Source organism: Vogesella sp. EB (genome assembly GCF_001037925.1).
Taxonomy (GTDB): Bacteria; Pseudomonadota; Gammaproteobacteria; order Burkholderiales; family Chromobacteriaceae; genus Vogesella; species Vogesella indigofera.
Genome location: NZ_LFDT01000008.1, coordinates 62,319 through 77,396 on the forward strand (window position 1 = coordinate 62,319; position 15,078 = coordinate 77,396).

At 63.6% G+C, this 15,078-nt stretch carries 17 protein-coding genes and 4 tRNA genes; 11 read left to right on the forward strand and 10 right to left on the reverse strand.

The features are described from left to right. Positions 1–481 precede the first annotated feature (481 nt). The 4 genes from ACG97_RS17195 to rplU form a co-directional block, all read right to left on the reverse strand. Positions 482–1,258, reverse strand: a complete 777-nt coding sequence (locus ACG97_RS17195; RefSeq protein ID WP_082133677.1) for a DUF2971 domain-containing protein — start codon at positions 1,256–1,258, stop codon at positions 482–484. A gap of 166 nt (positions 1,259–1,424) precedes the next feature. Next, on the reverse strand, positions 1,425–2,636 hold the full coding sequence (obgE, locus tag ACG97_RS06790) for a GTPase ObgE (RefSeq protein WP_047966596.1): 1,212 nt from the start codon (positions 2,634–2,636) through the stop codon (positions 1,425–1,427). 162 nt (positions 2,637–2,798) lie between these two features. Continuing rightward, positions 2,799–3,074, reverse strand: a complete 276-nt coding sequence (gene rpmA / locus ACG97_RS06795; RefSeq protein WP_047966597.1) for a 50S ribosomal protein L27 — start codon at positions 3,072–3,074, stop codon at positions 2,799–2,801. A 13-nt stretch (positions 3,075–3,087) separates the two neighbouring features. Beyond that, complete coding sequence (gene rplU / locus ACG97_RS17200) at positions 3,088–3,399, reverse strand: 50S ribosomal protein L21 (RefSeq protein ID WP_082133678.1); 312 nt, start codon at positions 3,397–3,399, stop codon at positions 3,088–3,090. A 183-nt stretch (positions 3,400–3,582) separates the two neighbouring features. Between rplU and ispB the strand changes: the two genes are divergently transcribed. The 4 genes from ispB to ACG97_RS06815 all read left to right on the forward strand — a co-directional run bounded on the left by ispB (position 3,583) and on the right by ACG97_RS06815 (position 5,698). Next, the gene (gene ispB / locus ACG97_RS06805; protein WP_047966599.1) at positions 3,583–4,554 is read left to right on the forward strand and encodes an octaprenyl diphosphate synthase; all 972 of its coding nucleotides are present in this window, start codon (positions 3,583–3,585) and stop codon (positions 4,552–4,554) included. Positions 4,555–4,571: 17 nt separating this feature from the next. Then, positions 4,572–4,646, forward strand: a tRNA-Arg gene (locus tag ACG97_RS06810). A gap of 58 nt (positions 4,647–4,704) precedes the next feature. After that, the gene (locus tag ACG97_RS18145; RefSeq protein WP_255348025.1) at positions 4,705–4,830 is read left to right on the forward strand and encodes a hypothetical protein; all 126 of its coding nucleotides are present in this window, start codon (positions 4,705–4,707) and stop codon (positions 4,828–4,830) included. 7 nt (positions 4,831–4,837) lie between these two features. After that, entirely contained in the window at positions 4,838–5,698 is an 861-nt protein-coding gene (locus ACG97_RS06815) for a DUF3025 domain-containing protein (RefSeq protein WP_047966600.1), read from the forward strand. On the opposite strand, the gene ACG97_RS06820 is transcribed toward ACG97_RS06815, so the two are convergent. After that, positions 5,629–6,855 (reverse strand): YihY family inner membrane protein, encoded by a 1,227-nt coding sequence (locus tag ACG97_RS06820; protein WP_238377281.1) that lies wholly within the window; start codon positions 6,853–6,855, stop codon positions 5,629–5,631. The two genes, ACG97_RS06815 and ACG97_RS06820, sit on opposite strands and share 70 nt — an antisense overlap. Positions 6,856–6,899: 44 nt before the next feature. On the opposite strand from ACG97_RS06820, the gene wrbA reads away from it, so the two are divergent. The 4 genes from wrbA to ACG97_RS06840 all read left to right on the forward strand — a co-directional run bounded on the left by wrbA (position 6,900) and on the right by ACG97_RS06840 (position 12,075). Further along, the gene (gene wrbA, locus ACG97_RS06825) at positions 6,900–7,493 is read left to right on the forward strand and encodes an NAD(P)H:quinone oxidoreductase (protein WP_047966602.1); all 594 of its coding nucleotides are present in this window, start codon (positions 6,900–6,902) and stop codon (positions 7,491–7,493) included. A 294-nt stretch (positions 7,494–7,787) separates the two neighbouring features. Then, a complete protein-coding gene (locus ACG97_RS06830) occupies positions 7,788–8,759 on the forward strand; it encodes a TerC family protein (RefSeq protein ID WP_047966603.1) in 972 nt (323 codons plus the stop codon). 226 nt (positions 8,760–8,985) lie between these two features. Then, on the forward strand, positions 8,986–10,881 hold the full coding sequence (locus ACG97_RS06835) for a diguanylate cyclase domain-containing protein (RefSeq protein ID WP_082133679.1): 1,896 nt from the start codon (positions 8,986–8,988) through the stop codon (positions 10,879–10,881). A gap of 132 nt (positions 10,882–11,013) precedes the next feature. Further along, positions 11,014–12,075 (forward strand): HD-GYP domain-containing protein, encoded by a 1,062-nt coding sequence (locus tag ACG97_RS06840; RefSeq protein WP_053068096.1) that lies wholly within the window; start codon positions 11,014–11,016, stop codon positions 12,073–12,075. A 124-nt stretch (positions 12,076–12,199) separates the two neighbouring features. Here ACG97_RS06840 and ACG97_RS06845 read toward each other — a convergent pair. The 4 genes from ACG97_RS06845 to cutA all read right to left on the reverse strand — a co-directional run bounded on the left by ACG97_RS06845 (position 12,200) and on the right by cutA (position 12,902). Further along, positions 12,200–12,275, reverse strand: a tRNA-Lys gene (locus ACG97_RS06845). A gap of 15 nt (positions 12,276–12,290) precedes the next feature. Then, positions 12,291–12,366 (reverse strand) — tRNA-Lys (locus ACG97_RS06850). A gap of 14 nt (positions 12,367–12,380) precedes the next feature. Then, positions 12,381–12,456, reverse strand: a tRNA-Lys gene (locus tag ACG97_RS06855). Between the two features lie 122 nt (positions 12,457–12,578). Next, positions 12,579–12,902: a divalent-cation tolerance protein CutA gene (cutA, locus tag ACG97_RS06860; RefSeq protein ID WP_047966605.1), complete on the reverse strand. Its 324-nt coding sequence runs from the start codon at positions 12,900–12,902 to the stop codon at positions 12,579–12,581. 15 nt (positions 12,903–12,917) lie between these two features. Between cutA and ACG97_RS06865 the strand changes: the two genes are divergently transcribed. Beyond that, a complete protein-coding gene (locus tag ACG97_RS06865) occupies positions 12,918–13,358 on the forward strand; it encodes an FxsA family protein (protein ID WP_047966606.1) in 441 nt (146 codons plus the stop codon). Here the strand turns inward: ACG97_RS06865 and ACG97_RS06870 are convergent. Further along, on the reverse strand, positions 13,344–13,646 hold the full coding sequence (locus tag ACG97_RS06870) for a DUF167 family protein (protein ID WP_047966607.1): 303 nt from the start codon (positions 13,644–13,646) through the stop codon (positions 13,344–13,346). The genes ACG97_RS06865 and ACG97_RS06870 overlap by 15 nt on opposite strands. Before the next feature lie 76 nt (positions 13,647–13,722). Here ACG97_RS06870 and ACG97_RS06875 point away from each other — a divergent pair, with 76 nt between their 5' ends. Both ACG97_RS06875 and ACG97_RS06880 read left to right on the forward strand, forming a co-directional pair. Next, positions 13,723–14,187: a Dps family protein gene (locus ACG97_RS06875; protein WP_047966608.1), complete on the forward strand. Its 465-nt coding sequence runs from the start codon at positions 13,723–13,725 to the stop codon at positions 14,185–14,187. Positions 14,188–14,237: 50 nt separating this feature from the next. Next, entirely contained in the window at positions 14,238–15,077 is an 840-nt protein-coding gene (locus ACG97_RS06880; protein ID WP_047966609.1) for an energy transducer TonB, read from the forward strand. Position 15,078: the final 1 nt, after the last annotated feature.

A 15,078-nucleotide genomic window follows, 5' to 3' on the forward strand; every position in this document is an offset into this window, starting at 1 on the left:
ATTTGGGCCACGAAAAGCACGAAAACAAAGCCGGAAACAGAACTGACCGAAAAACTTGTCGGGTTACGCTGCGCTAACCCGACCTACAACTACGACCTACCCGAGCCGCACGCCCCACAAAAACCAGAACCGTACCGACGCGCCCATCCCGTTGGCGCAAGCCGTGCAAGCTGTCGCCATCCCGGGAAAAAGCCGCCCTCTTTTGAGCGCAGCGGATGGGCGGCGCCGGGATGGCGGCGGTTTGCACGGGAATTCTTGCGCCGTCGGGTCGCCTTTTCTTTGGCTACTTTCTTTTGGCGAAGCAAAAGAAAGTAGCCCGCCGCCGCGCGGAAAGCGGCAGATAAAAAACATCCGCGCAGCGGATACCCCAAACCAAAACAAGGTTGGCCGCAAACCCGTTACGGCTTGCGGCCAACCTTGGTCACTCCATCGCGGTAAACGTTGGGCTTCGCTACGCTCAACCCAACCTACAGTACTCATGTCACTCGACCAAACCTAGCATGCTAGTTATATCCCTTGCTTTTAAGCGCCAATCTAGATTGTTTCGTTCCATTAAAAATATCTTTGCCTCGGGCACTAGCTCAACAATACGTTTTCTAATTTCAGTTACTGCTACCGTTTGTCCGTAGCCAATATAAACCTCTTTGATTGCAGCAACAGGAATTGGCTGGATACATGCTTGGCTCGTACTTATGTTTTTTACGATGCGCACCTCCTCTTCATATGACCAATCATGAGATTTGTACAAAAATATTCTTTGCATTTCCTCAAGAAGCCCTGATCGAAACTCGTTTATTCGGCCTAGAAACAGAAGATCGCTAAATTTTCCATAAGCGTGTGATGGTTTAGTTGTGGAGTAGATAACGCTGCCAAATTTGGCAGGAACAACATTCTTCTCTTCGTCATCAAACCCCGCTTCAGCTGTATCGATCCCAATGACGATGCCACAGTGCGCATCGCCTCTAAATGAAATACCCGTAGATGGCGGCCTTTTTCCGGTTGCATAATGTGCCCACATTAATAAATTCCCGGGGTTTCTGGTTAAGCAAAGAATGCCATAGCTCTGATTCAAACCAATGTGTTGGCAAAAATCATCAAATGCAAATTTGCTATCATCTTCCGCAACGCTTTCTCTAGCCTGCCTTGCCGTTGTTTCGAACGGGTCATTGAATTCACTTGGGCGGGTAAATTTAACGGTCTTATTTTTCAAAATATGATCAAAAGCCGTATCAAAATCGACGTACTTGTAAAGAATCATTCCTCACACTCTTTAACTTAAAAGACTATTGTGGCTGACCTCGTAGCCCGCACCATAGGTTGGGTTTGCCCACTCATCATACCAGCCACATCATGACAAAAGGGCAAGCCATCCGGCTTGCCCTTTCTCACTACAGCTTGCGGCCAACCTCGGCCGCAGCACCTGATTACTCAGCGCTATCCGCACCCGCATCCGCCGCCGGCGCGTCATCCGCCACCAGCGTCTGGATCGCGGCCACCGGTGCGGCACCGGCCGCGGCGGCGCGGGCCAGCTTGGCGGCGCGTTCGGCTTCTTCCGCTTCCAGGCGAGCCTTCTTCTCGGCCGCACGCAGCACGTCGAGGTATTCCTTGATCGCGAATACCAGCTCGCGGGTGCCTTCGCCGGTCAGGCCGGAGATCACGAAGTGGCGCGGCGCGGTCATGTCGAAGCCGAAGCGGTCGTCGGCTTGCGCCTTCGGCCAGCCGTAGGCTTCGAGGAAGGCGGACACGGTCAGCTCGCGCTCGTCTTCCGGCAGCATGTCGACCTTGTTCAGCACCAGCCAGCGCGGCTTGTTGTACAGCGCTTCGTCGTACTTGCGCAGCTCTTCGACGATGGCGCGTGCCTCGCGCACCGGATCGACGTCCGGATCGAACGGCGCGATGTCGACCAGATGCAGCAGGATGCCGGTACGTGCCAGATGCTTGAGGAAGCGGTGGCCGAGGCCGGCGCCTTCCGCCGCGCCTTCGATCAGGCCGGGGATGTCGGCGATGACGAAGCTGGAGGTGTCGTCCATGCGCACCACGCCCAGGTTCGGGTGCAGGGTGGTGAACGGATAGTCGGCCACTTTCGGCTTGGCGGCGGAGACCGCACGAATGAAGGTGGATTTGCCGGCGTTGGGCATGCCAAGCAGGCCGACGTCGGCCAGTACCTTCAGCTCCAGGCGCAGGTTGTAGATCTCGCCTTCTTCGCCGCGGGTGAACTGGCGCGGCGCGCGGTTGAGCGAGCTCTTGAAGTGGATGTTGCCGAGGCCGCCCTTGCCGCCCTTGGCCAGCACCAGTTCCTGACCGTGGAAGGTGAGGTCGGCCAGCAGGTTGCCGCTGTCGGTGTCGAAGATCTGGGTGCCGACCGGCATGCGCAGGTAGATGTCGTCGCCGCCCTTGCCGTAGCAGTCGGCGCCGCGGCCGTTCTCGCCGTTGACGGCGAGGTATTTCTTCACGAAGCGGTACTCGACCAGGGTGTTGATGTTTTCATCGGCCACCGCGATCACGTCGCCGCCACGGCCGCCGTCGCCGCCGTCCGGGCCGCCACGCGGTACAAATTTTTCACGGCGGAAGCTGCAGCAACCATTGCCGCCCTTGCCGGAGCGCACTTCAATGCGGGCTTCGTCGATAAATTTCATGAAACTCTCCTAAATGCTTGCGAGGAGTCAGGCGCAAACGGCCGCCGGCTGCCCAAGGTTGGCCGCAGCCTCTTGCGCCTCACACCTCGTGTGGCCAATACGATAATCGGACAAACAAAAAAGCCCTATCGTGCGATAGGGCTTTTTCCGGTGGCTACAGAATTACTCTGCGTCAACACCAGTGTACGGAACAACGCTAACGGTCTTGCGCTGGGCAGCGCCTTTAACCGCGAAGTTCACGTAGCCGTCAACCTTGGCGAACAGGGTGTGATCCTTGCCCATGCCAACGTTTTCACCAGCGTGGAAACGGGTGCCACGCTGACGGATGATGATGGAACCAGCCGGGATCAGCTCGCCGCCGTAGGCTTTGGTGCCCAGACGTTTGGCTTCGGAATCACGACCGTTGCGGGAACTACCGCCTGCTTTTTTGTGTGCCATGTCTATTTATCCCTTACTTGGAAATCGCGTCGATGCGGATTTCGGTGTAGTTCTGACGATGACCCTGATGCTTCTGGTAGTGCTTACGACGACGCATCTTGAAGATGCGGATCTTGTCGCCACGACCATGAGCAACCACGGTTGCCTGGACAGTTGCGCCAGCTACCAGAGGCGCGCCTACGGAAACTTGCTCACCGTCAGCAATCATCAGCACTTCTTCAAGTACGATCTGGCTGTCGACGTCTGCAGGTATCTGTTCTACTTTAAGTTTTTCGCCAACGGAAACTTTGTACTGTTTACCGCCAGTTTTTACGACCGCATACATTCGTATAGCTCCTAATATTCTTTCTTGCGCGCAGTGTGCGCGAAGAACGCGAAAATATACGCAAGTGCCTGATAGATGTCAATATTTTTGTCGACACTGCGTGGCAAACGTGTTTGCCATGGCAACACAGCGGCCTTGTCTGCTAATATCGCGCGGTTTTCCCGACCATTTGAACCGGTAGCAATGTCCTCCACTCCGCTGTTTCGCACGCTGACCGCCGACGATATGCAAGCTGTCGACCAGGTCATCCGCACGCGCCTGCATTCCGACGTCGTCCTGATCCGCCAGGTAGCGGAATACATCATTTCTGCCGGTGGCAAGCGTCTGCGCCCGGTGCTGACGCTGATGGCCGGCCGTGCCATGGGTTACGGCGAACCGTATCTGCACGAGCTGGCGGCGATGGTGGAATTCATCCACACCGCCACCCTGCTGCACGACGACGTGGTCGATGAATCCGACATGCGCCGCGGCCGCCAGACCGCCAACGCGATGTTCGGCAATGCCGCCAGCGTGCTGGTCGGTGACTTCCTCTACACCCGCGCCTTCCAGATGATGGTCGCCAGCAACAATATGCGCATCCTGGAAGTGATGGCCGGCGCCACCAACATCATCGCCGAGGGCGAGGTGCTGCAGCTGCTCAACATCGGCGACACCAGCCTCACCGAAGCGCAATACCTGCTGGTGATCCAGTACAAGACCGCCAAGCTGTTCGAGGCTGCCACCCGCGTCGGCGCCATCATGGCCGGCGCCAGCGCCGAGCAGGAACAGGCCCTGGCCGACTACGGCATGCACTTGGGCACCGCGTTCCAGATCATCGACGACGTGCTGGACTACAGCGGCGACGCCGGCACCATCGGCAAGAGCGTCGGCGACGACCTGGCCGAGGGCAAGGTCACCCTGCCACTGATCTACACCATGCGCCAGGGCAGCGAACAGGCCGCCACCACCGTGCGCGAGGCACTGGAAGCCGCCAGTCGCGAGCGTTTCAGCGAAGTGATGGCTGCGGTACAATCCTGCGGCGCGCTGGACTATGCGCGCGGCGAGGCGGAAAAAGCCGCCGAACGCGCCATCGCGGTGCTGGCCCCGCTGCCGGACAGCGACTACAAGACCGCGCTGGCCGAGCTGGCGCGACTGTCGGTACGCCGCGACGCCTGACCCCCGTTTCATTGGCTGTCTCCGTAGTTAAATGGATATAACAGCCCCCTCCTAAGGGGCAGTTACAGGTTCGATTCCTGTCGGGGATACCATCATCACCACCAACGCTACCGCCACCGGTAGCGTTTTGCTTATTACGGAAGCTTTCCCATGAACCTGCTGCAACGCCTTGGCCTGCTGATCATCCTCGGCATCATCCTGGCCACCGCCATCAACCACTTCACCCGCCCGCAGGCGCCAGGCGACGCCGGCCACAGCGCCAGCCAGCCGCAGTAAGCCGGCGATGCAGGCCCGCACCACCCTCGCCCACCTGCCGACCACGTTCGGCCCCTGGCCCGAGCATCCGCTGTACGACAGCATCGCGCGCTGGCGCGACACCGCCGCGTGCCAGGGTTGGCCGCAACAGGCCGACTTCGACCGCCTGATCGGGCACGCGCGCGCCTGCAGCCAACCTTTGCCGCCGCGGCAGCGCTTCCTGCGCGACGCCGACCCCGAGCTGTACTACGAGATGCACATCGGCAGCACCGGCGAGGTGCCGACGCGCGGCGACAACTGGCACGACTGGTTCAACGCGCTGTGCTGGCTGAGCTGGCCGCGCAGCAAGCTGGCGATGAACGCGCGGCAGGTGGCGGCCATCAACGGCGACGAGTTCCGCCGCGGCCCGCGCCGCGATGCCGGCACGCTACTGGACGAAAGTGGCGTCATCGTGCCGTATTGCGATGCCGCGCTGGCGCAGGCGCTGCACGACATGCAGTGGCGCACGCTGTTTGTCGAACAGCGCGCGGAGTGGGGCACGCGCATCGGCGCCCATGTCATCGGCCACGCGCTGCTGGAACAGGGGCTGGCGATGCACATCGGCTGGTGCGGCAAGGCGCTGCTGCTGCCGGTGGAGGAAGGATTTTTCCGGCTGGATGGCGCGGAACAGGTGGACACGCTGGATAAAATGCTGGCGGCGCGACTGGCGGGCGACGACGAGTTTGCCGCCAGCCCGCGCGAACTGCTGCCGCTGCCGCTGCTGGGCATCCCCGGCTGGTGGGACGCCAACCACGACGCGGCGTTCTACGACAATACCGCTTATTTCCGCCCGACGCGGCGCGCGAAATCGGCCACCGAGATCGCTTCCAGCTCGCCCATCATCGGCTGAAACACCTCGGCCAGCGCGGCGGCGATGTCGTCGTCGCACTCGCGCAGCTCCGGCCGGTAGACAAACAGGCGGAAGAGGTCGGCCAGGGCGATGGCCTCCGCGCGCTGGGTCAGCACCCAGGTTTCACGCTGGCCGCACTGCACGTAGCCGGCGGCGGCAAGGCGGTCCAGCACGTGGCCCAGCTCGTCGTAGCCGACCAGCACCTGCTGCCGCAGCGCTTCCGGCCGCAGCGCGCGGCCTTCGCCCTGCGCCTCGTCCAGCAGCACCAGCAGCTCCACCGCATCGAGGAAACGGCGCCGCGACTCGTTGCGCCGTTGCCAGGCGCGCCCCTCCCAGTACGACAGCGACGCGGTCAGCACCGCGCCGGTCAGCACCACTAGCCACAGGCAGAACAGCCACAGCAGCAGCACCGGCAGGCTGGCGAAGGCGCCGTACACCAGCTGGTAGCTGGCGATCTCGCCGATGTAGAAGCCGAAGATCAGCTTGGTCACCTCCAGCATCAGCGCGGTGCACAGCGCGCCGAGCAGCGCATGGCGGCGCGGCACGTAGCGGTAGGGCACGATGCGGAACAGCAGCGCCAGCATCAGCGTCGCCAGCAGCAGGCCGCCGCCGAACTGCAGCGCCTCGTCCAGCAGCGTGGAGTAGCGCTCGATGTGGGTGTACTTGAACAGCACGCGCCAGCCGAGCAGGCCGCCGCCCAGCGCCAGCGGCCCCAGCGTCAGCACCGTCCAGTACACCATGCTCTGCTGCAGCCACGGCCGCGCGCGGCGCACGCCCCAGATGCTGTTGAAGGTGCGCTCCACCGTCGCCATCAGCATCAGCGAGGTGGCGCCCAGCATCACGATGCCGGCGGCGGTGAGCTTTTCGGCGTTGTCGGCGAACTGGCGCATGTAGACGGTAATCACCTTGCCGGCGAATTCCGGCACCAGCGTCGACAGCAGCATCACCTTGAAGCGAGTGCTGTAGTCGCCGAACACCGGAAATGCCGACATCACCGTCAGTGCGATGGTCAGCAGCGGCACCAGCGCCAGCAGGGTGGTAAAGGTCAGGCTGCCGGCCACTTGCAGCACGCGCTGCTGCGCCAGCCGCGCGGCGACAAAACGGGCAAAACCGGTCAGGGGCAGGGAGGTAAACGACACGATCATCCGATCAAACACGCTAGAATCCAGCAATTCGCCAATGTTAACCCATAGGAATCTTCATGCACGACATTCTGGTCTTGTACTACAGCCAGCACGGCGCCACCCGCGAGCTGGCCCGCATGATCGCCCGCGGCATCGACAGCGTCGACGGCTGCCGCGCGCGGCTGCGCACCGTGCCCAAGGTCTCCACCGTGTGCGAGGCCACCGCGCCGGCGGTGCCGGACAGCGGCGCGCCCTATGTCGAGAAACAGGATCTGCAGGACTGCGCCGGCCTGGCGCTGGGCAGCCCGACCCGCTTCGGCAACATGGCGGCGGCGATGAAGTACTTCCTCGACGGCACCGCGCCGGAGTGGATGCAGGGTACGCTCGCCGGCAAGCCGGCCTGCGTGTTCACCAGCAGCAGCACCCAGCACGGCGGCCAGGAATCGACGCTGCTGTCGATGATGATCCCGCTGCTGCACCACGGCATGCTGCTGCTCGGCCTGCCGTTCACCGAGCCGGCGCTGAGCCACACCCGCACCGGCGGCACCCCCTACGGTGCCAGCCATGTCGCCGGCCACGACAACAACGTGACGCTGAGCGAGGACGAGAAGCAGCTCGCCATCGCCCAGGGCCGCCGCCTGGCCGAGGCCGCGCGCAAGCTGGCCGCCTGATCGCGGCGCAGGGTTGGCCGCAAGCGTTGCGGCCAACCTTGCGCTGCCCGCCGCACTGCTCCGCGCCTTATTTCTCCGCGCTTCACTTCTCCGGCCGCCCCCCTCCACCCCACATTTCCCGCCAAGCCGCACCGGCGACGGAACCGCGCCCCCGGCGGCCGGTCAAATCGACGCGCAACGGCTGGACAAGCCAGCCGTCCGCGCCCACAACAAATGGCCGCGCCCCACCCGCCGCATGGCGTTCGGGGTCAACGCGTGCCTTATATTTTCTACACACAAGGAGTCATCAACACCATGGAACAGGCCCTCCCCTCGATCGGATCGCCTTTCTTTTACGCTGTCTTTTTCGTGGCCGTACTGCTCATGATCGCCGTCGACATGCTGGCACTGAAGCAGAGCGGCTCCCACAAGGTGTCGATCAAGGAAGCCGGCATCTGGTCGGCGATCTGGGTTGGCGTCGCCTGCAGCTTCGGCGGCTGGCTGTGGTGGTATCTGGCCAATGATCCGGCCTACGGTCCCGCCGTCGCCAACCAGAAAACACTGGAGTACTTCACCGGTTACGTGATCGAAAAATCGCTGGCCGTCGACAACATCTTCGTGTTCCTGCTGATCTTCGGCTTCTTCAAGGTGCCGGTGGAATACCAGCGCCGCGTGCTGCTGTACGGCGTGTTCGGCGCCATCGTGCTGCGCACGGTGATGGTGTTCCTCGGTGCCGCGCTGGTAAAGGAATTCAGCTGGATCCTGTACGTGTTCGGCGCCTTCCTGCTGTTTACCGGCCTGAAGATGATGCTGCCGGAAAAAGAGGAAAAGGAAGACCTGACCAATAACGCGCTGCTGCGCTTCCTGCGCCGCCACATGCGCATCACCGACGACTACCACGGCGAAGCCTTCTTCGTGATGAAGAATGGCCTGCGCTACGCCACGCCGATGTTCCTGGTGCTGATGATGGTGGAGCTGTCCGACGTGGTGTTCGCGGTGGACAGCATCCCGGCCATCTTCGCGGTGACGATGGACCCGTTCATCGTGCTGACCTCCAACATCTTCGCCATCCTCGGCCTGCGCGCGATGTTCTTCCTGCTGGCCGACGTCGCCGACCGCTTCCACCTGCTGCGTTACGGCCTCGCCATCGTGCTCAGCTTCATCGGCGTCAAGCTGCTGATGCTGGAGTTCCTGCACATCCCGGTGGTGGTATCGCTGGCGGTGGTATTCGTTGTCATCATCGGCTCGGTGATCGCCTCGCTGCTGTTCCCGAAAAAAGCCGCCTGACCCGGCGGTGCCTGCGGCCAACCTTGGCGTCACAAGGTTGGCCGCAGGCTTTTTCCGCCCCACCCCGCCGCCACGACTACCCCTTATTCCCCGCCCGCGGCAGGCCGGCACTCACGTATGATTTGGCGTGGCACAGCGAACATTGTTCGCAAAAATGATGCCGACATCCTACAAAGGATGTGAACACCGCCCGAACCCGTGACCCTTGCCCGCGCCAGAGCCAGACATGCACAAGCCCCGATTGCCCGCCAACGAGCACGACCGCCTGGCCGCCCTGCAGCGCCTGGGCGTACTGGATACGCCGCCCGCCGCCGAGCTGGACCGCCTCACCCGGCTGGCGCAGCGCGTATTCAAGGTCAAGACCGCGCTGGTGACGCTGGTCGACGCCAAGCGGCAGTGGTTCAAGTCGCGCGTCGGGCTGGACGTCAGCGAGACGGCGCGCGACATCTCCTTCTGCGGCCACGCCATCCTGCAGCCACAGGCGCTGCTGGTCGCCGATGCGCGCCAGGACCCGCGCTTTGCCGACAACCCGCTGGTAACGGCGGCGCCGCACATCGTGTTCTACGCCGGGCAGCCGATCTTCTCCCACGCGGGCCACGCGCTGGGCACGCTGTGTCTGATCGACGACCAGCCCCGGCAGCTCGACGACGGCGAGCTGCAGACGCTGCAGGACCTGGCGCGCATGGTGGAGCAGTATTTGTGGGGGCTGGAAGCGGCGCAGGACTTGCAGCAGCTGCAGGCCGAATTGGAGCAGCGCGTGCAGCAGCGCACACAGGAGCTGGAGACCACGCTGGCGCGGCTGCACCAGGAAATCGCGCAGCGCAACGCCTACGAAAGCGCGCTACTGGCGGAGAAGGAACACTTCCACGCCACGCTGGAAAACACCACCGACGCCTTCATCGAGATCGACGAGCAGGGGCTGGTGGTCGGCTGGAACCGCGCCGCGGAAACCACCTTCGGCTGGACGCGGGAGGAGGCCGCCGGCCAGCTGCTGGCCGAGCTGATCATCCCGCCGCCGCTGCGTGCCGCCCACCACGCCGGCCTGTGCCGCTTCGTGCGCACCGGCCAGCCGCGGATGCTGGGACAGCGCGTCGAGGTCAGCGCCTGCCGCAAGGACGGCAGCACCTTTCCGATCGAGCTGACGCTGAGCGCGATCCACAGCCAGGGGCGGATGCTGATCAACGCCTTCCTGCACGACATCTCGCAGCGCAAGGCCGACGAGGCCGAGATCCTCGACAGCCGCGCCCGCATCAAGATGATCACCGACAATGTGCCGGCCATCATCGCCTATATCGATACCGGGCTGCACTACCGCTTCGTCAACCTCGGCTACGAGAAATGGTTCGGCTGGAAGGCGGAAACCATCACCGGCAGCAAGGTCGCCGACGTGCTCGACGCCGCGGTGTACGCGGTGGCCCGCCCGCATTTCGACAAGGTGCTGCGCGGCGAGCAGAGCGAATACGAGGTGCTGATGCCCAGCCTGCACGGCAAGATCTGGGTCCACATCACCCTGATCCCGCACTACAACCCGCAGCGGCAGCAGCAGGGTTTCTACGTGCTGGGCGTGGACATCACCGAACGCAAGCAGCTGCAGGACCAGCTGCAATTCGAGGCCTACCACGACTCGCTGACCGGGCTGCCCAACCGCCGCGCGCTGATGCAGAGCCTGCGCGAGGCGATGGCCCGCAGCCGCCGCAGCGGCAACAGCATGGCGCTGCTGTTTCTCGACCTCGACGGCTTCAAGGCGCTCAACGACAGCCACGGCCACGACTTCGGCGACATGGCGCTGCAGCGCTTCGCCCGCGAACTGCGCGGCGCGGTGCGCGAAACCGATAGCGCCGCCCGGCTGGCCGGCGACGAATTCACCGTGATCCTGGAAAACCTGGTGCAGCCGCAGCAGGACAGCGCGCTGGTGGCCGGCAAGCTGTTGCAACAGATCGCCGCCATCCACAGCATCGCCGGCGTGGCGGTCACCCTGTCCAGCAGCATCGGCATCGCCCTCTACGACGGCCGCCACGACAGCAGCGCCAATACCCTGCTCAATGCCGCCGACAAGGCGATGTACCAGGCCAAGCGCGCCGGCAAGAACGGCTTTGCCTTTTACGGCGACGCCACGCCATGACGCGGCGGGGCGAGTGGCGGCCGCCGGCGCTTCTGGCATAATCGCTGGCACCACCGCCTTGATCCGGCGTTGCCGCCACCGCAACCGGCAGCCCGCGCTGCCACCGGATCCAGCACCGCCGGAGCCGTTGTCATGCTGCACTACCTGCCAGATTCACTCTACGTTCGCAATCGCCTGACCCAGAGCAGCGATCTCGAAATCTGGCTCAGCGCCGGAGAAAAGCAGCGCCGCCAGGCGCGCGCGCGCAGCCATTTCCACGACCCGCAGCCGGTGTGCCCGCCACAGCACGAACAGGACCCGTTCCTGGCGCTGCCGTGGGCCTATGCCCAGCTACAGTGGCTGACCACCCGCCTGCTCGACCACGACGACAGCGAACAGCAGCTGCGCGCGCTGGCCGGCAGCCTGCGCCGGCTGGCCAATCACGCCCCGGAAGCCACGCTGGCCGCCGGCCTGCTGCTGCCCTACGCCCACTACGCGCACGCCCATGCCGTGCATGTCGCGCTGCTGGTGGCGCGGCTGACACAGCGGCTGGCACAGCCGGAGACCGAGTGCGAATCCCTGGTCTGCGCCGCGCTGACCATGAATATCGCGATGGTCAACCTGCAGCAGCAGCTCAGCCACCAGGCCGAGGCGCTGTCCTCGCTGCAGGCCAAGCAGCTGCACCTGCACCCGCTGGCCAGCTCCGCCATGCTGCGCGAGGTCGGCATCGATGACGAGATCTGGCATCTGGCGATTCTGGAACATCACGAACAGTGGAACGGCAAGGGCTATCCGTTCGGCCTGCCCCGCAGCAAGATCAGCCCCGGCGCCCACCTGCTGCATGTCGCCGATGTCGCCATGGCGCGGCTGCACCCCCGCCACTACCGCCGCCCGCAGCTGCCCAAGAGCGCGATGGTGCAGCTGTTCCAGCAACGCGACATGCTGGCCGACGCCAAGCTGGCCGATTGCCTGATCAAGGAGGTCGGTCTGTATCCGCCGGGCAGCTTCGTCAAGCTGGAGCAGGGCGACACCGCCATCGTGGTGCAGCACGGCGACGACATCACCACGCCGCTGACCGTCCGCTTCGGCCGTGACGCCAATATCGTGCCATCGGCAAGCCGTATCGCCAGCCCGGCACAAATGACGGTCGAAGCGCGCCACCTGCCGGCACTGGCCAGACTGTGGCAATGCCGGGTCGACAGCCCGGCGGGCTAGACGGCGGCAGACAGGAAAAGAGGAGGAGTACGGAGGGCAGCCGGGGCACGTTGCTGCGCCAGCGCACACTGCGGCTGAAAAACAAAAAGCCCAGTCTGATGACTGGGCTTGATGTCTGTATTCTTGGTGGGTCGTGCGGGATTCGAACCTGCGACAAACGGATTAAAAGTCCGCTGCTCTACCAACTGAGCTAACGACCCCCGTAAGGGTCCTGATGGTGGGTCGTGCGGGATTCGAACCTGCGACAAACGGATTAAAAGTCCGCTGCTCTACCAACTGAGCTAACGACCCATCAGGGGTCTCGGTGGTGGGTCGTGCGGGATTCGAACCTGCGACAAACGGATTAAAAGTCCGCTGCTCTACCAACTGAGCTAACGACCCCCGAGAGAACGAAACTATACCGAAGCCGATTTTTCGCGTCAAGATTTTCTTGGCCGATAATTTGAAATTTGTGCTATCCGCCAATATTCCGTAGCAAAACACACGCAAAAACAATTTTTGCGTCAAGGGCTTGAAAGAACTTCCGCGGCCACCCATGTCAAATAAGCCGGCAAGCCGGCCGCCAGCGGCAGCGCGACGATCTCCGGCACCTCATAGGGATGCAGCTGCAACAAGCGCGCCTGCAGTGCCGGATAGGCCGCCGCGGTGGTCTTGATCTGCAACGGCACCTCGCTGGCGTTTTCCAGCTTGCCCTGCCAGCGATACACTGAGCGGCACGGCGCCATGATATTGACGCAGGCGGCGAGTTGCTCGCCGACCAGCGTCTCCGCAATTTGTTGTGCCAGTGCCGCATCCGGCACATTGCACAGCACCATGATCACTTCCATCTGGATACCTGTTTTATGCGTGCGTTTCTGATCGTATTGTTGCTATACCCGTTTGCCGAGATCTTCTCGCTGATCACGCTGGCCGACGCCATCGGCGGCGGCTGGACCATCGCCTGGCTTCTGTTCACCGTGCTGCTCGGCGTGGCGATGATGCGCAACAGCAAGCTGGCCAGCCTGCTGACCATCGGCTCGGTGCTGAAACAGGGCCAGGTGTCGCTGCTCGCCCTGCTGTGGCCGCTGCGCGTGATGCTGGCCGGCCTGCTGTTTGCCATTCCCGGCCTGATCAGCGACGTGCTGGCCCTGCTGCTGATGTTGCCATGGCGCGGCCCGACACTGGCGAACATGGCACCGCCGTCGCCACCGCCGGCCGCGGATGGCAGCGCCGGCGGCGACATCATCGAAGGCGAATACCAGCGCGTCGACAAGACCGTCGATCCCAACTCACGGTTGCATTAAGGCCTGCAGGCGCGCCAGTGCCGTGGCGGCATCGATGCCGCGGATGGCGACGATCTTGTGGCGGTTGCGCTCGCCGCTGAGCAGCGTCACCGACGACTTGGACACCGCCAGCGCCTGCGCCAGCCACAGCAAGAGCGCGGCATTGGCCTTGCCCTCCACCGGCGGTGCGGCCAACCTGATCTTCAGCGCGTCACCGTACTCGCCGGCCAGTGCCGTCTTGCGCGCGCCGGGTTGCAGGTGCAAGGTCAGCCGGATACCGTCCGGCTGCGAAGTTAACCAGGGGTTCATGCCTGCCCCACCTCAAAAAAGGCTATTGTAAATCGGGCGTATACTGCAACGACACCCATAAAGACAGGAGATCACCATGGATATTGGAATCAGCGAACAGGATCGTACCCGCATTGCCGAAGGCCTGTCGAAACTGCTGGCCGACACCTACACCCTGTATCTGAAGACCCACTATTTCCACTGGAACGTCACCGGCCCGATGTTCCAGACGCTGCACCTGATGTTCGAGCAGCAGTACAACGAACTGGCGCTGGCCGTCGACCAGATCGCCGAGCGCATCCGCGCGCTGGGCCACGTCGCCCCCGGCAGCTACGGCGACTACGCGCGCCTGACCTCGATCGCCGAAAGCCAGGGCGTGCCCAAGGCGCAGGACATGATCCGCGAGCTGGTGCAGGCGCACGAGACGGTCTGCCGCACCGCGCGCTCGCTGTTCCCGGTAACTGAGCCGGCCAACGACGAGCCGACCGCCGACCTGCTGACCCAGCGCCTGCAAGTGCATGAAAAGACGGCATGGATGCTGCGCAGCCTGCTGGAAAACTGAGGCCGCGGCGCGCGTGATACACTGCCGCAAAGTGTAACCGCACGCTCACCATGACACGTTTCACACCTACGCCAGCGCCACCGGACAAATCGCTGTTTCATGCCGCGATCCTGGTATCGCTGGCGCTGCATTTACTGTTGCTGCTCGCCGTCGGCCGGCACGGCCTGCCCCGCATTCCGTCATGGCAGCCGGCGGCGCTGCAAGTCACGCTGCTGGCGACGCCGCCGGCCAGCGCCCCGCCGTCGCTGGCAACGCAACTGGCGCAACACGACAGCGAGGCCGGCAGCGCCGCTCCGGCCGCCAAGTCCGCGCCGGCGGCAGTCGCCACCACCACCGCTGCCGCCAGCGTCAAGGCCACGCCGGCGCCGGCCGCCCCCAAGGCCGAGTCCACCACGGTGCTCAGCCGTGCACAGTCCGGCTACACCACGCCACCTCCCGCCCCGGAAGCGGCGCCGCGCAGCGCCCAGGACTGGCTGAGCCAGGCGCGGCAGCTGGGCAGCAACGCCAATACCGCCGGTGGCGAAGCGCAGGACAAGGCCAAGGCGGTGTTCGGCGTCAGCGCCACCGGGGTCAGCTGGGCGCGTTACGTCGAAGACTGGCGCCTGAAAATCGAACGCATCGGCAAACGCAACTACCCGGCAGAAGCGCGGGCGCAGAACCTGTACGGCAGCCTGGAGCTGGCGGTGGTGATCCGCGCCGACGGCGCGCTGCAGGAAGTGCGCCTGCTGCGCAGCTCCGGCCACGCGGTGCTGGACCAGGCCGCGCAGAACATCGTGCGCATGGCCGCCCCCTACGCCCCGTTCCCGCCAACGTTGGCCGCAGAATTCCGCAGCCTTGAAGTGGTACGCAAATGGAGCTTCACCACCGCCAACCAGCTCTCCGCCAATTGAT

Bases quoted from the DNA above. Each gene is read 5' to 3' on its own strand.
- ACG97_RS17195 (WP_082133677.1), bottom strand. From the start codon at position 1,258: ATGATTCTTTACAAGTACGTCGATTTTGATACGGCTTTTGATCATATT.
- obgE (WP_047966596.1), bottom strand. From the start codon at position 2,636: ATGAAATTTATCGACGAAGCCCGCATTGAAGTGCGCTCCGGCAAGGGC.
- rpmA (WP_047966597.1), bottom strand. From the start codon at position 3,074: ATGGCACACAAAAAAGCAGGCGGTAGTTCCCGCAACGGTCGTGATTCC.
- rplU (WP_082133678.1), bottom strand. From the start codon at position 3,399: ATGTATGCGGTCGTAAAAACTGGCGGTAAACAGTACAAAGTTTCCGTT.
- ispB (WP_047966599.1), top strand. From the start codon at position 3,583: ATGTCCTCCACTCCGCTGTTTCGCACGCTGACCGCCGACGATATGCAA.
- ACG97_RS18145 (WP_255348025.1), top strand. From the start codon at position 4,705: ATGAACCTGCTGCAACGCCTTGGCCTGCTGATCATCCTCGGCATCATC.
- ACG97_RS06815 (WP_047966600.1), top strand. From the start codon at position 4,838: ATGCAGGCCCGCACCACCCTCGCCCACCTGCCGACCACGTTCGGCCCC.
- wrbA (WP_047966602.1), top strand. From the start codon at position 6,900: ATGCACGACATTCTGGTCTTGTACTACAGCCAGCACGGCGCCACCCGC.
- ACG97_RS06830 (WP_047966603.1), top strand. From the start codon at position 7,788: ATGGAACAGGCCCTCCCCTCGATCGGATCGCCTTTCTTTTACGCTGTC.
- ACG97_RS06835 (WP_082133679.1), top strand. From the start codon at position 8,986: ATGCACAAGCCCCGATTGCCCGCCAACGAGCACGACCGCCTGGCCGCC.
- ACG97_RS06840 (WP_053068096.1), top strand. From the start codon at position 11,014: ATGCTGCACTACCTGCCAGATTCACTCTACGTTCGCAATCGCCTGACC.
- cutA (WP_047966605.1), bottom strand. From the start codon at position 12,902: ATGGAAGTGATCATGGTGCTGTGCAATGTGCCGGATGCGGCACTGGCA.
- ACG97_RS06865 (WP_047966606.1), top strand. From the start codon at position 12,918: ATGCGTGCGTTTCTGATCGTATTGTTGCTATACCCGTTTGCCGAGATC.
- ACG97_RS06870 (WP_047966607.1), bottom strand. From the start codon at position 13,646: ATGAACCCCTGGTTAACTTCGCAGCCGGACGGTATCCGGCTGACCTTG.
- ACG97_RS06875 (WP_047966608.1), top strand. From the start codon at position 13,723: ATGGATATTGGAATCAGCGAACAGGATCGTACCCGCATTGCCGAAGGC.
- ACG97_RS06880 (WP_047966609.1), top strand. From the start codon at position 14,238: ATGACACGTTTCACACCTACGCCAGCGCCACCGGACAAATCGCTGTTT.